12 protein-coding genes are annotated in these 14110 nt (G+C 68.3%); 7 read left to right on the forward strand and 5 right to left on the reverse strand.

All coding sequences use genetic code 11. From position 1 onward, the window contains the following. The first annotated feature begins 2 nt into the window (after positions 1–2). Positions 3–3062: an efflux RND transporter permease subunit gene (locus WG898_RS14775; RefSeq protein ID WP_339603547.1), complete on the forward strand. Its 3060-nt coding sequence runs from the start codon at positions 3–5 to the stop codon at positions 3060–3062. Between the two features lie 11 nt (positions 3063–3073). Then, positions 3074–4636: an ABC transporter substrate-binding protein gene (locus WG898_RS14780; protein ID WP_339603548.1), complete on the forward strand. Its 1563-nt coding sequence runs from the start codon at positions 3074–3076 to the stop codon at positions 4634–4636. Positions 4637–4647: 11 nt separating this feature from the next. Here WG898_RS14780 and WG898_RS14785 read toward each other — a convergent pair whose 3' ends face one another. Continuing rightward, a complete protein-coding gene (locus tag WG898_RS14785) occupies positions 4648–5334 on the reverse strand; it encodes a Crp/Fnr family transcriptional regulator (RefSeq protein WP_339603549.1) in 687 nt (228 codons plus the stop codon). A gap of 54 nt (positions 5335–5388) precedes the next feature. Between WG898_RS14785 and dcd the strand changes: the two genes are divergently transcribed. Then, the gene (gene dcd, locus WG898_RS14790) at positions 5389–5955 is read left to right on the forward strand and encodes a dCTP deaminase (RefSeq protein WP_339603550.1); all 567 of its coding nucleotides are present in this window, start codon (positions 5389–5391) and stop codon (positions 5953–5955) included. Positions 5956–6053: 98 nt separating this feature from the next. After that, entirely contained in the window at positions 6054–6431 is a 378-nt protein-coding gene (locus WG898_RS14795; RefSeq protein ID WP_339603551.1) for a hypothetical protein, read from the forward strand. A gap of 75 nt (positions 6432–6506) precedes the next feature. On the opposite strand, the gene WG898_RS14800 is transcribed toward WG898_RS14795, so the two are convergent. After that, positions 6507–6770, reverse strand: a complete 264-nt coding sequence (locus tag WG898_RS14800; RefSeq protein WP_339603552.1) for a hypothetical protein — start codon at positions 6768–6770, stop codon at positions 6507–6509. A gap of 178 nt (positions 6771–6948) precedes the next feature. Between WG898_RS14800 and WG898_RS14805 the strand changes: the two genes are divergently transcribed. Beyond that, on the forward strand, positions 6949–8919 hold the full coding sequence (locus WG898_RS14805; RefSeq protein WP_339603553.1) for an acyl CoA:acetate/3-ketoacid CoA transferase: 1971 nt from the start codon (positions 6949–6951) through the stop codon (positions 8917–8919). A 9-nt stretch (positions 8920–8928) separates the two neighbouring features. Then, positions 8929–10485, forward strand: coding sequence for a GGDEF domain-containing protein (locus WG898_RS14810; protein WP_339603554.1), 1557 nt, complete (start codon positions 8929–8931; stop codon positions 10483–10485). On the opposite strand, the gene WG898_RS14815 is transcribed toward WG898_RS14810, so the two are convergent. Beyond that, positions 10482–11615: an alpha-hydroxy acid oxidase gene (locus WG898_RS14815; RefSeq protein WP_339603555.1), complete on the reverse strand. Its 1134-nt coding sequence runs from the start codon at positions 11613–11615 to the stop codon at positions 10482–10484. The genes WG898_RS14810 and WG898_RS14815 overlap by 4 nt on opposite strands. An 80-nt stretch (positions 11616–11695) precedes the next feature. Further along, positions 11696–12595 carry a LysR family transcriptional regulator gene (locus WG898_RS14820; protein ID WP_339603556.1) on the reverse strand — a complete coding sequence of 300 codons (900 nt, stop codon included), beginning with the start codon at positions 12593–12595 and terminating at the stop codon, positions 11696–11698. Between the two features lie 39 nt (positions 12596–12634). Between WG898_RS14820 and WG898_RS14825 the strand changes: the two genes are divergently transcribed. Then, entirely contained in the window at positions 12635–13231 is a 597-nt protein-coding gene (locus WG898_RS14825; RefSeq protein WP_339603557.1) for a transposase, read from the forward strand. Positions 13232–13430: 199 nt separating this feature from the next. Here WG898_RS14825 and WG898_RS14830 read toward each other — a convergent pair. Continuing rightward, positions 13431–14110: hypothetical protein (locus WG898_RS14830; protein ID WP_339603558.1), on the reverse strand; the 680-nt coding region annotated here is incomplete at its 5' end.

Below are 14110 nucleotides of genomic sequence, written 5' to 3' on the forward strand. Positions count from 1 at the left end.
CCATGCGCCTGTCCGAAATCGCGATCCGCCGCCCCGTCTTCGCCACGGTGATGTCACTGCTGCTGGTGCTGGTGGGTTTTGTCTCCTTCAGCAAGCTCTCGCTGCGCGAATATCCGCGCATCGACGAACCGGTGGTGACGGTCAACACCCGCCTCACCGGCGCCTCCTCGGAGGTGATCGAGAGTCAGGTCACCAAGCCGCTGGAGGATTCGATTTCCGGCATCGAGGGTGTGGACATCGTGAGCTCGATCTCGCGCTCCGAGTCGAGCCAGATCACGGTGCGCTTCAAGCTCGAGAAGAACCCCGACAACGCCGCCGCCGATGTGCGCGACCGTGTCGCACGCGTGCGCTTTCGCCTGCCCACCGCGGTGGACGAGCCGGTCATCGCCAAGGTCGAGGCCGATGCCCAGCCGACGCTGCGCATGGTGTTCACCAGCGAGACCCTGGACCCGCTGCAGGTCAGCGATGTGGTGAACCGCATCGTCAAGCCGCGCCTGCAGACCATCCCCGGCGTGGCCGACGTGGAGACCGGCGGCGATCGTCGCTACGCGATGCGCATCTGGCTCGATGCCGACCGCCTGGCCGCCTACAAGCTCACCGTGCAGGACGTGGAGGACGCGCTGCGGCGCCAGAACCTGGAGGTGCCGGCCGGCCGCATCGAGAGCCAGCAGCGCGAATTCAACGTCACCGCGCGCACCGATCTCAACAGCGTGGCCGAGTTCGCCGAGGTCGCGCTACGCCAGGTGAACGGCAGCGTGGTGCGACTCAAGGATGTGGCCCGCATCGCCGAGGCCGCCGCCAGTGAGCGCTCGCGCGTGCGCCTGAACGGCCTGCCGGCGGTCTCGCTGGGCGTGATCAAGCAGGCCACCGCCAATCCGCTCGAGGTCTCGGCGGCGGTGAACGCGATGCTGCCGCGCCTGCAGCAGGACCTGCCGGCGGGCATCGTGGTGCGCCCGGCCAGCGACAACGCCATCTTCATCGACCGCTCGATCCAGTCGGTCTACCACACCATTGCCGAGGCGGTGGTGCTGGTGGCCCTGGTGGTGTTCGTGTTCCTGCGCACCCTGCGCGCCTCCATCATCCCGCTGGTGACGATTCCGGTCAGCCTGATCGGCGCCTTCGCCATCATGGCGGCGGCCGGCTTCACCGTGAACACCATGACGCTGCTGGCCCTGGTGCTGGCGATCGGCCTGGTGGTGGACGATGCCATCGTGGTGCTGGAGAACATCTTCCGCCATATCGAGGAGGGCCTGGCGCCGCTGCAGGCCGCGTTCAAGGGCGCGCGCGAGATCGGTTTTGCGGTGGTGGCGATGACGCTGACCCTGGTGGCGGTGTTCGCGCCGCTGGCCTTCACGCCGGGCCGCACCGGCCGCCTGTTCGTCGAGTTCGCGCTCACGCTGGCGGGTGCGGTGCTGGTGTCGGGCTTCGTGGCGCTCACGCTCACGCCCATGATGTGCTCCAAGCTCTTGCGACATAACGCCCGGCCGACGCGCTTCGATGCCGGCATGGAGCGCGTGCTGGTGTGGATCAGCGAGCGCTACGCCGCGCTGCTGCGCCTGGCGCTGCGCCAGCGCTGGCTGGTGGTGGGGCTGATGCTGGCCTCGGGTGCCGGCAGCTGGTGGCTGTTCGTGAACGCCAAGTCCGAGCTCGCGCCGATGGAGGACCGCGGCGTGGTGGTGATGCCGATCACCGCGCCGGACGGCGCCACCATGGAATTCACCGCGCGCTACCTGGACGCGATCGAGCGCATCGGCGCGCAATACCCCGAGTTCGAGAAACGCTTTGTGTTCGCCGGCGGTGCCACCGTGTCGCAGGGCATTGCCATCCTGCGTACCGTCGACTGGGACGAGCGCAAGCGCAGCACGCAGGAGCTGGCGCGCGGCCTGATCCCGCAGGTCAGCCAGCTACCGGGCGTGAACGCCTTCCCGATCACGCCGCCCAGCCTGGGGCAGGGTTTCAACTCGCGGCCCATCAACTTCGTCATCGTCACCGGCGACAGCTACCAGAACCTCGCCAAGGTGGTGGCCCAGTTCAGCGCCGAGATGGGCAAGACCCCGGGCTTTGTGCAGATCGACAACGACCTGCGCCTCAACAAGCCCGAGATCTATCTGGAGGTGGACCGCGAGCGCGCCGCCGACCTGGGCGTGCAGGTCGATCAGGTGGCGCGCACCGTCGAGACCATGCTGGGCAGCCGCGCGGTGACGCGCTACAAGCGCGATGCCGAGCAGTACGACGTGCTGGTGCAGACCGAGTCGCAGCAGCGCAGCACGCCGCAGCAGATCGGGCGCCTGTTCGTGCGCGGCAAGGGCGATGCGCTGGTGCCGCTGTCCGCGCTGGTGAAGGTCAGCGAGGCGGTCAGCCCCAAGGAGCTGAACCACTTCAACCAGCGCCGCTCGGTTTCCATCACCGCCGGCCTGGCGCCCGGCTATGCGCTGGGCGAGGCGCTGCTGAAGATGGACGAGATCGCGCAGCGCACCCTGCCCGCCGGCTATGCCACCGAGCTCAACGGCGTGTCGCGCGAGTACAAGTCCTCCTCGGGTGCGCTGGGCCTGGTGTTCGTGCTGGCCCTGCTGTTCATCTTCCTGGTGCTGTCGGCGCAGTTCGAAAGCTTTGTCGACCCCTTCGTGATCCTGCTCTCGGTGCCGCTGTCGATGGTGGGCGCGCTGCTGGCGCTGCAATGGTCGGGCGGCACGCTCAATGTCTATTCGCAGATCGGCCTGATCACGCTGGTGGGCCTGATCACCAAGCATGGCATCCTGATCGTCGAGTTCAGCAACCAGCTGCGCCAGCAGGGCCGCGCCACCATGGACGCGGTGGTGGAGGCAGCGGCGCTGCGCCTGCGCCCCATCCTGATGACCACCGGCGCGATGGTGCTGGGTGCGCTGCCGCTGGCGCTGGCCTCCGGCGCCGGCGCCGAGAGCCGGCAGCAGATCGGCTGGGTGATCGTCGGCGGCATGAGCCTGGGCACGCTGTTGACGATCTTCGTGGTGCCCACCATGTACACCTTGTTTGCACGCAAGGCGGTGCCGGGCGAGATCACCGTGCCGGCACTGCAACATTGATAGGAGCTGTGATGGCGCGGATTTGCAAGCTGTTGCTGGTTTCTCTCCTCGCCACCACGCTGGCCCAGGCCAGCACGCTGCGCTTCTGCGCCAGCGGCAGCCCCAAGACCTTTGATCCGGCCAACACCGATTCGGGCATCGACCATGTGGCGAGCCAGCCGGTCTTCGACGGCCTGCTGGAGGCCGAGCGCGGCAGCGGCAAGCTGATCCCGGGCCTGGCCGAAAGCTGGCGCATCAGCGCCGATGGGCGCCAGCTGCGCTTCAAGCTGCGCCACGGCGTGAAGTTCCACCGCAGGCCCTGGTTCACGCCCACGCGCGACTTCAATGCCGACGACGTGCTGTTCACCTTCGGCCGCCTACTCGACCCCAAGCATCCCTTCCAGCAGGCCTATCCGACCATCTCGCCCTATGTGCTCTCGCTGGGCTGGGGCAAGCTGATCAGCAAGGTGGAGCGGCTGGCCGACGACGAGGTGGCGATCACGCTCGCCAGCGTCGATGCCTCCTTCCTCAGCATGCTGAGCTTTGCCTTCGCCGCCATGCAGTCGGCCGAATACGGCGCCCAGCTGCTGAAGGCCGGCAAGGCCGCGCAGATCGCGCAGCTGCCGGTGGGCACCGGGCCCTTCATGTTCAAGAGCTTCCAGCCCGACAGCGTGCTGCGCTACCAGCGCCACCCCGACTATTTCCGCCGCGATACCGCGCTGGTCGACCAGCTCGTCTATGCCATCACGGTGGACCGCAATGTGCGCGCGCAGCGCCTGCGCCGCAACGAATGCGACATCGCCGCGCTCACCAGCGCCGCTGATGTGCAGGAGCTGGCCAAGGACCCGGCGATAGTCTTCGCCAGCGCAGCGGGCCTGAACGTGGGCTTCCTGGCCTTCAACCTGAAGAAGCCGCCCTTGGACCAGCTGGCGGTGCGGCAGGCGCTGGACATGGCGATCGACAAGCCCACCCTGGTCAGGACCGTGTTCGGCGCGGCCGGCGAGCTGGCGGTCTCGACCATGCCGCGCGCCAGCTGGGCGCACGACGCCACGCTCAAGCCCGTGCCCTATGCGCCCGAGCAGGCGCGCGAACTGCTCAAGCGCGCCGGCGTCAGCGAGCTGAACCTGACGCTCTGGGCCATGCCGGTGCAGCGCTTCTACAACCCGAATGCACAGCTGATGGCGCAGATGATCCAGGCCGACTGGGCCAAGATCGGTGTGCACTCGCGCATCGTCAGCTATGAATGGGGTGAGTACCTGAAGCGCATCGATGCCGGCGAGCACGACACCGCGCTGCTGGGCTGGAACGGCGAACCCGAGCCTGCCGATACCGCCGGCCAGCTGGCCTGCGGCGCCGCCAGTGCCAGCTTCTTTTGCGACAAGGCCTATGACGAGGCCATCCAGCAGGCCAGACAGACGCTCGACCAGGGCCGGCGCCAGCAGCTTTATGCCAAGGCGCAGCGCATCGCGATGGCCCAGCTACCCTGGAGTGTGATCGCCCATGGCCAGCTGACCGTGGCGGTGCGCAAGCATGTGCAGGGCTTCAAGCTGGGCCCCGATGGCCGGCTGCGCTTCGACGGCTTAACCTTACGCTGAGCTGAAGCGGCTCAGGCCGGCGAGGTGTAGTTGCGCAGCCCGTCGAGATCCAGCACCTTGATGCCGCGCCGCTCGGTGCCGAGCAGGCCGGCGTCCTCCAACTGATGCAGGGCGATATTGGCGCGCTGGCGCGACACGCCGGCCAGCTGGCCCAGCTCGGACTGGCTCAGTTCCAGGAACTGGCCCGGCTCGGGATAGAGCTCGGGGTTGAAGAAGCTGGCCAGGCAACGCGCCACGCGTTCGGTGGAGTCGAGCAGGCGGTCGTGGCTGAGCCGGGCGATGAAGCTGCCCATGCGGGCGCTCATCAGCTGCTGCAGATAGTGATTGAAGGGCAGGCTGGTCGCGCGCAGCCATTCGAAGGTCTCGCGCGGCATCAGCGCGACGCGGCAATCGCGCAGCGCCACCGCGTCGTACTGCCAGTGGCCATGCTTGATCAAGGTGCCCTCGCCGAACCAGCCGCCAGCGGCGATGCTGATCAGGGTGGTCTCGCGCCCGTCGGCGGTGCTGACGCTCATCTTGCCGAAGCCGCTGATCAGGCCCATCCAGTACTCGGCCTTCGCGCCGCTGCGCACCAGCAGCTCGCGCGCCGCCACCGGGCGCTCGCGGCATTCGTGCAGCACGCGCTGCAGCTCGGCGGCGCCGAGGCGGCGGCCCCACAGCGAGGATTCGAGCATTTGGGTGAGGCTGATATGGGTCATGGTCGGTGCCGCATTCTAGGAACCTAAAATGCGCCAAACCCCGAGGGACACCCGATGAGTATCAAAAGCGACAAGTGGATACGCCGTATGGCGCAGAGCAGCGGCATGATCGAGCCCTTCGAGCCCGGCCAGGTGCGCGAGGTGGACGGTCGCAAGATCGTCAGCTACGGCACCTCCAGCTATGGCTACGACATCCGCTGCGCGCCCGAGTTCAAGATCTTCACCAATGTGCACAGCACCGTGGTGGACCCCAAGAACTTCGATGAAAAGAGCTTTGTGGATTTCCAGGGCGATGTCTGCATCATCCCGCCCAACAGCTTTGCGCTGGCGCGCACCGTCGAGTACTTCCGCATCCCGCGCAATGTGCTGACCATCTGCCTTGGCAAGAGCACCTATGCGCGCTGCGGCATCATCGTCAATGTCACGCCCTTCGAGCCCGAGTGGGAGGGCTATGTGACGCTGGAGTTCAGCAACACCACGCCGCTGCCGGCCAAGATCTATGCCGGCGAGGGCTGTGCCCAGGTGCTGTTCTTCGAGAGCGACGAGGTCTGCGAGACCTCCTATCGCGACCGCGGCGGCAAGTACCAGGGTCAGCGCGGCGTCACCCTGCCCAAGGCTTGATCGAAGATGGCGGGTCTTGACCCGCTTATTCGCGCTTAAGTTTTCCGGCCGGCCGGCATCATCGAGCCCATCAGCAATCCCTGATGTCGAGGCCGCCAATGATTATTCCGCTGCACCTGGTTCCAGACGCTGGCCCGGCACCGCTGGAGTTCTTCTTTGACGCCCGGCAATGGCAGGGCCCGCAACTCACCAGCGCTGGCCGGTCGTTGGACCCGGCGCTGCTGCCCGAGCAGACGCTGGACATCGGCATGACTATCGCCGGCCCGGTGGATGTGCGCGACCTGCAGGTGCTGCAGGAGTTGATGCAGGGCGAGGGCCTCGCCCTGCAGCCCACCCGCATGCTGTATGACCGCCTCTACGCCTTCGAGCGCCTGGCGGCCGCCCATGCCAGCGACCATGCCCCGCTGCAGGCGCTGGCGATGCGCTTGTTCGGCGACTATCAGCGTGCCGGCGAGTGGATCGGACTGATCCACTGAGTCTGGACCGAGCCGAGTGCCGGCGCACTCGGCGACGCCAGACGAAGGCCCTGCGCCTGCATGCGCAGGGCATGATCACAGCGCAGTCAGCCAATCGCAGCGCAGCCGCCCATGGCGGTGCAGACGCAGCCTGACGCTGGCGTAAAGCGTGGGCCCCAGGGTGGCGAGCAGGCAGGCCGGCAAGGCCTCCCATTCCTCGATCAGCATGGCGCCCGGCATGCCCATCCAGCCCATCAGCCAGCAGGTCAGCACCAGGTTCCAGACCGCCAGTTCGACCGGATGGCGATGCGCGTGCAGGACCATCCAGCGCTTCACCTGACCAAGTTGCTTGAGCTGCATGGCGGCCTCCGAGTTTCACGCGGGCGCCAGATGGCGTCAGCTTCGTGTCAGTAAGTTATCGGTCAGGATGCAGGAAAACTCCAGCCCCTAAATCGGTGCTGTGCGACGAACGCACTGCGCGCGGCGCTGGCCGAGCCAGAATAGCCACAGGGCAAGAACTGACCCCGAGGAGACCCGCATGCCGCAGCACAGCAGTCCGGAGCAACAAGGGCGACTTGCGCAGATCCATGCGCTGCAGGCGCGCGAGCATGGCAAGGTGGTGAGCGCCGCTGCCGCGGTGGCGCTGATCCAGGACGGCGATTGCGTCGCCAGCTCGGGCTTCGTCGGCATAGGCTTTGCCGAGAACCTGGCGGTGGCGCTGGAGCAGCGCTTTCTGGCCACCGGCACGCCGCGCGAGCTCAGCCTGGTGTACGCGGCGGGGCAGGGCGATGGCAAGACGCGCGGCCTCAACCACCTGGGCCACGCGGGCCTGCTCAAGCGCGTGGTGGGCGGCCACTGGGGCCTGGTGCCGGCGCTGCAGCGCCTGGCGCTGGCCGGCGAGATCGAGGCCTGGAACCTGCCGCAGGGCGTCATCACCCATCTCTACCGCGACATCGCCGCCGGCAAGCCCGGCCACCTCAGCCGCGTCGGCCTGGACACCTTTGTCGACCCGCGCCATGGTGGTGGCGCGCTGAATGCGCGCAGCACCGAGGCGCTGGTGCGGCTGATGCCCATCGACGGTGAGGACTATCTGTTCTACAAGGCCTTCCCGATTGACGTGGCGCTGCTGCGCGGCACCACCGCCGACACCGACGGCAACATCACCATGGAGCGCGAGGCGCTCACGCTGGAGACGCTGGCGATCGCGATGGCGGTGCGCAACAGCGGCGGCATCGTGATCGTGCAGGTGGAGCGTCTGGCCGAGCGCGGCAGCCTCAGTCCGCGCCAGGTCAAGATCCCCGGCGCGCTGGTGGACGCGGTGGTGCTGGCCGAGAAGCCCGAGTACCACCAGCAGACCTTTGCCGAGCCCTACAGCCCCGCTTTTGCCGGCGAGCTGCGCGTGCCGATGGCGGCCGCCACGCCGATGGCGCTGGGCCCGCGCAAGGTGATCGCGCGCCGCGCCGCGCTGGAGCTCAAGTCCGGCCAGGTGGTGAACCTGGGTATAGGCATGCCCGAGGGCGTGGCGGCGGTGGCGGCCGAGGAGCATCTGATCGACCTCATCACCCTCACCGCCGAGCCCGGCGTGATCGGCGGCATCCCGGCCGGCGGGCTCAACTTCGGCGCGGCCATCAACACCCAGGCGGTGATCGACCAGCCCTACCAGTTCGACTTCTACGACGGCGGCGGCCTCGACCTGGCGGTGCTGGGCCTGGCCCAGGCGGATGCGCAGGGCAATGTCAACGTCAGCCGCTTCGGCAGCCGCCTGGCCGGCGCCGGCGGCTTCATCAACATCAGCCAGAACACCAAGAAGCTGGTGTTCGTAGGCCAGTTCCTGGCCGATGGCAGCCCCAAGTTCGTGCCCGAGGTGGAGCACCGCACCTTCTCGGGCCGCGAGGCGCTGCGGCGTGGCCAGGAGGTGCTCTATGTCACCGAGCGCTGCGTGCTGCGGCTTACCGCCGCCGGCATGGTGCTGAGCGAACTGGCGCCGGGCCTGGACCTGCACAAGGATGTGCTCGATCTGATGGGCTTCCAGCCGCTGCTGCCGGTGCCGCCGAAACCCATGGAGGCGGCGCTGTTCGAAGAGGCCGGCCTGGGCCTGCGCGCGCGCCTGCTGATGCTGCCGCTGGCCGATCGCTTCAGCTATGACGCCGCCAAGCGCCAGTTCTTCCTCAACTTCGAGCGCCTAGCGGTGCGCACGCTGGACGATGTGGAGGCGATCCGCGCCGAGGTCGAGAAGCGCCTGGCACCGCTGCCGCACAAGGTCTGGGGCATCGTCAACTACGACCATTTCTTCTGCGCGCCCGAGCTGCTCGAGGCCTATGCGGCGATGGTGCGCGAGCTATGCGACCGCTACTACCTGAACGTGACCCGCTACGGTGCGGCCGGCTTTGCGCGCAGCCGCCTGAGCGCGGCGCTGAGTTCGCATGGCGTGGCGCCGCAGCTGTACGACTCGGCGCAACAGGCACAACAGGCGCAAACTGCGCTGGCGGGCATGCGGCCGCAAGCCTGAGGAAGCGCCATGGGTCTACGCCTGAAGATCATCGTTATCTTGCTGGCCATCCTGTCGGCCATGGCGGGCCTGAGCGTGTGGGTGGTGCGCGAGCAATTGCTCGCGGACGGCCTGGTGCAGGAGCGCGTGGAGGCCGACAAGGACCTGCGCCGCCTGCTGCTGGCGCTGGATGCGCAGCTGGTCCAGCTCGATGTGGTGCTGGGCTCCTGGTCCAACTACACCGCCATGTTCGAGCATGTGGCGCAGCCGAACCCCGAGTTCCGGCGCGATGAATTGACGGCGGCCTCGCTGCAGGCCGGCCATATCGACTGGCTCTACCTGCTGGACGCGGCGGGCCGCACGCTCGAACAGGTGGAGGTGCCCGGGCCCGAGGGTGCCCAGCCCATGCAGGTGCATGCGGCCCAGCTGCAGGCAGGGCTGCTGGGCCACATCAGCGTGCTGGCGCGCGGCGCGCAGCCGGGTTGCGGCCTGAGCCTGATCGGCACCGCGCGCGCCCTGCTGTGTTTTCGGCCGCTGCTGCGTTCCGATCGCAGCGGCCCGGCGCGCGGCACCGTGGTGATAGGGCGCTGGCTAACCCAGGCCATGCTGGAGTCGGTGCAGCGCCAGACCAAGCTCAACTTTCAACTGCTGCCCGCCGATACCGCGCCGCAGGGGGAGCGCATGGGCGCCGCGGTGGAGGCACAGTTTGCCCATGGCGTGCCAGCGCTGAGCCTGCACGCGCGCGAGCTGGACATGGACCTGCCGGTCGCTGGCATCGGCGGGCAGCCGGTGGCCTTGCTGCGCATGAGCGCTGCGCGCGGCACGCTCGAGCGCCTGCAGCAGAGCCAGGGCTACCTGACGCGCGGGCTGGTGCTGCTGATCCTGCTCACCGGTACGGGCATGATGGTGGTGGTGGACCGTCTGGTGGTGAGCCGTCTCAGCCGGCTCGAGCAGGAGCTGCGCTCGGTGGTCGACAGCAACCACTGGGCCGGCCAGCTCGAGGTCTCGGGCCAGGACGAGATCGGCCGGCTCGCGCAATATGCCAACGGCATGATCCAGCTGGTGCGCCAGCAGATGGTGGAGCTGACCGCCCAGTCCACCACCGATGTGCTGACCGCGCTGCCGAATCGGCGCAAGTTCGACGAATGCCTGGCGCGCCTGCTGGCCGTGCATCAACGGCATGGCCGCGGTGGCGCGCTGGTGCTGGTGGATGTGGACTTCTTCAAGCGCTACAACGACAGCTACGGCCATCCGGCCGGCGACCAGGCGCTGCAGGCGGTGGCGCGCTGCCTGCACGCCCTGGCACGCCGCCCCGAGGACCTGGCGGCCCGTCTGGGCGGCGAGGAGTTCGCCTTGCTGCTGGAAGCGACCAATCTGGATGGCGCCATGGTCGTGGCCCAGCGTGCCTGTGCCGCCGTGCAGGCCTTGGGCCTGCCGCACCGCGCCAGCGAGGTGCAGCCGGTGCTGACCATCAGCTGTGGCGTGGCACCGCTGCAAGCCGGCGACAGCGCAGAGCTGCTGTATTCGCGCGCCGACCAGGCGCTTTACCGCGCCAAGCAGGCCGGCCGCAACCGCGTGGCGGACTAGCGCAGAATCTCGCGCCCGACGTTCTGCAGCTGGGTATGGCCGGTGAAGGCCATGGTCAGGTCGAGCTCCTTGTGGATGATTTCCAGGGCCTTCGTCACGCCGGCCTCGCCCAGCGCGCCCAGGCCGTAGAGGAAGGCGCGGCCGATATAGGTGCCGCGCGCGCCCAGGGCCCAGGCCTTCAGCACGTCCTGGCCCGAGCGTATGCCGCCGTCCATATGCACCTCGATCTGCGAGCCTACCGCATCGACGATGGCCGGCAGCGCATGGATGCTGGATTCGGCGCCGTCGAGCTGGCGCCCGCCATGGTTGCTGACGATCAGCGCGTCGGCGCCGGAGGCCACCGCCAGGCGCGCGTCCTCGACGTCCTGGATACCCTTGAGGATGAGCTTGCCGCCCCAGCGCTGCTTGATCCATGCGACGTCGGCCCAGCTGAGCTGGGGATCGAACTGCTTGGCGGTCCACTCGGCCAGCGAGCCCATGTTCTCGACCCCCTTCACATGGCCGACGATATTGCCGAACTGGCGGCGCGGCGTGCCCAGCATGCCCAGACACCAGCGCGGCTTGGTCATCAGGTTGATGAGGTTGGCGAGGGTGGGCTTGGGCGGCGCGGACAGGCCGTTTTTGATGTCCTTGTGGCGCTGGCCCAGGATTTGCAGGTCCAGCGTCAGCACCAGGGCGCTGCACTGGGCGGCGCGGGCACGTTCGATCAGGCGGGCGATGAAGTCGCGGTCGCGCATCACATAGAGCTGGAACCAGAACGGCGCCTTGGTGTGGGCGCGCACGTCCTCGATCGAGCAGATGCTCATGGTCGAAAGCGTGAACGGGATGCCGAACTTTTCGGCCGCCCGGGCCGCCAGGATCTCGCCGTCGGCGTGCTGCATGCCGGTCAGGCCGGTGGGCGCGATCGCCACCGGCATCGCCACGCGCTGGCCCACCATGGTGGTGGCGGTGCTGCGGTTCTCCATGTTCACGGCGACGCGCTGGCGCAGCTTGATGGCCTGGAAATCGGCCGAGTTGGCGCGGTAGGTGCTCTCGGTCCAGGAGCCCGAATCGGCATAGTCGTAGAACATGCGCGGCACGCGCCGCTGGGCCAGCAGGCGCAGATCTTCGATGCAGGTGATCACGGGCATGGGGCTCTCCTTGGGTTGGAACGCATGCTAGGGCCTGGGCCGCGGAGCGCCGGGAAAGTTCTTCAGGCGCCGGCTGAAACTTATTCCGTCTGCTGCACCTGCAGGCGCCGGCAGTGGCCGCGCAGCCAGGCGGCAAAGGCGGCCGCCGCGCCCGAGCCGCTGTGCAGCAGCAGGCCGTAGCACTTGGCGGCCGGCACGCTCAAGGGGAAGAGCCGCTGCAGCGCGCCGCTGTGCAGATAGGGGCCGGCCAGCGTCGGCCGCCCCAGCGCCACGCCCTGGCCGCACACCGCGGCCTCCAGGGTCAGGCCCAGGTCGACGAAGCGCGTGCCGCTGGCGGGCTCGGGCCAGGCCAGCCCGGCGGCGCGCAGCCAGGGCGCCCAGGGCTCCAGCGGCGTGCGCAGCAGCGGCCAGTCAAGCAGGTCGGCGGGCTGGCGCAGCGGCGGCATGCGCGCCAGCAGGCTGGGCGCGGCCATCGGCGTGACCACGTCGCGCAGCAAGACCTGACCCTCCATCATGTCGCCATGCCGCACCTCCACATCGGCCGGCGGGCTGGTCTCGTCCAGATACGGGATCGAGAGCACCAGCTCCAGTTCCAGCTCGGGATGTGCGGCGCTGAACTCGGGCAGGGCCGGCACCAGGATCTGGCGCGCGAAGGTGGGCGGCACGGTGATGCGCAGGCGCTCCAGGCGCTGGGCGCTGCGCTGGTGCAGGGGCACGGCGGCCAGCAGCGCGAGCGCGGCGCGCACCTGCTCCAGATACTCCTTGCCGGCCGCACTCAAGGCCAGCGGCTTGGCGGTGCGCATCAAGAGCGTCAGGCCCAGCAGCTCTTCCAGCGTGCTGATGCGCTTGCTGACCGCGCTGGCGCTGATGCAGAGCTCCTCGGCGGCGCGCTCAAGGCTGCCCAGCCGGGCGGTGGCTTCAAAGGCGCGCAGGCCGTCGATGGAAGGGAAGCGGAGGTCCGAAGCGGGGGCGCTGCTCATGGCTGCACTTTAGCGGCTGAGGCTGAGGCCGTGGCTTGAGTGTCGCAGGCGGCTTGCACCTGCGGCCACCGCGCCTGGGACACGCTCAAGATCAAGGCCGCCCTCCCGCTGGCCGGGCTGCCCCTGCCGCCCGAGCTGCCGGCTCAATGGGTGGTGGACTGCAAGTCCGTAGGCGATGGCCAGGCCGCGCTGCGCTATCTGGGCCGCTACCTATACCGGGGCGTGATCCAGGAATCCGACATCCTGAGCTGCAAAGACGGCCAGGTGACTTACCGCTGGCGTGATGCCAAGACCGGCAAGGCCGCGCGCCGCACCATCCCCGGCGCAGACTTCCTGTGGCTGCTGCTGCAGCACGTGCTCACGCGCGGCCTGCAGCGGGCCCGCAACTTCGGCTTCCTGCACCACAACAGCCGCCGCACCCTGTGCCTGCTGCAGCTCACGCAGAGGCTGCCCAGGCAGCTCGCTCCACCCGAGCCTCCACCCACACGCCCGGTGTGGCGCTGCAGTTGCGGCCAGCCCAGGGTGATCCTGAGCCGACGCATGCGAGCCGAGTGCGCATCATCATCATCATCATCAGCAGCGCCGCACACCGTGCCGTCCGACAAGCCTGAACCCGGGGAGGCCGCCAGCCACTGAGATCCGGCGCCGCCTCTCACCATCAGCAAGGCGGCGCGATGCCACTTGCCGGCGCAAGCCTGACCGCTGATCTCTAAAGGCAGCCACCAGGCGCTGCGAATATGTCAAGGCCCCCATCACGCTTTGCGCCGTTTCGCCGCCGCAGGCCAACCTGACGAAGCGGGCGAAGCCCGTCGCAGCAGGTCGGGTGCAACGAAGGTTAGGCGTCACAGCGCAAGTACGCCAGAGCGCTCTGCACGCCAAGCAGAGGGTTGGCAAGAACCTCCACGTCTAGGTCGCTCAGAAGTTCCACGGCCGGTGCCATGGAGGCCTGAGCCAGGACCACGACACTGGCCCTCGACGTGGCCGCACGAACGGCCGCGGCGACTGCTTCGGCATACGCAGTGCGATCACCCTGCAAGAAGTGCGACCACGCGCCGGCAACAAGCAGGAGTTCGAGTTCGACCTCGGATCGCAGGGCAGCCGCTGACTCGTGAATGAGCTCTGCGGTAGGGCCGAGTGTGCTTTCGAGCGCGGCGACGAGCAAGATTCGCGGCCCGAGCGCGACGGCGCGGTCGGCCATGGCACGGTCGATCCTGATAGCTGCAAAGCCAGCGCTTGTCGGCGTTCGCTCGGCCGCGCCACCAATGGTTGAGCATGTGCAGATCACGAGCGCTGCGCCGTTGGAGGCGGCGTCCACCATTGCATCCTGGACGCGCTTGACGAGCGAGGGGGCGCTTGCGCCGAGGCGCTGGGCATCGGTCAGGAGGACTTCGGCGACGACATGCTCGACCTCGAGCGTCGGATCGGCGGCCTTGATAAGGCGCCCGAAGGTCTCGACGTGGACGGGCGAAGTGTGAAGAAAGGCGATGTGCCTGCGCATGAGGTGGTTGTGATGCC

Source organism: Paucibacter soli (assembly GCF_037482845.1).
Classification (GTDB): Bacteria; Pseudomonadota; Gammaproteobacteria; order Burkholderiales; family Burkholderiaceae_C; genus Paucibacter_B; species Paucibacter_B soli.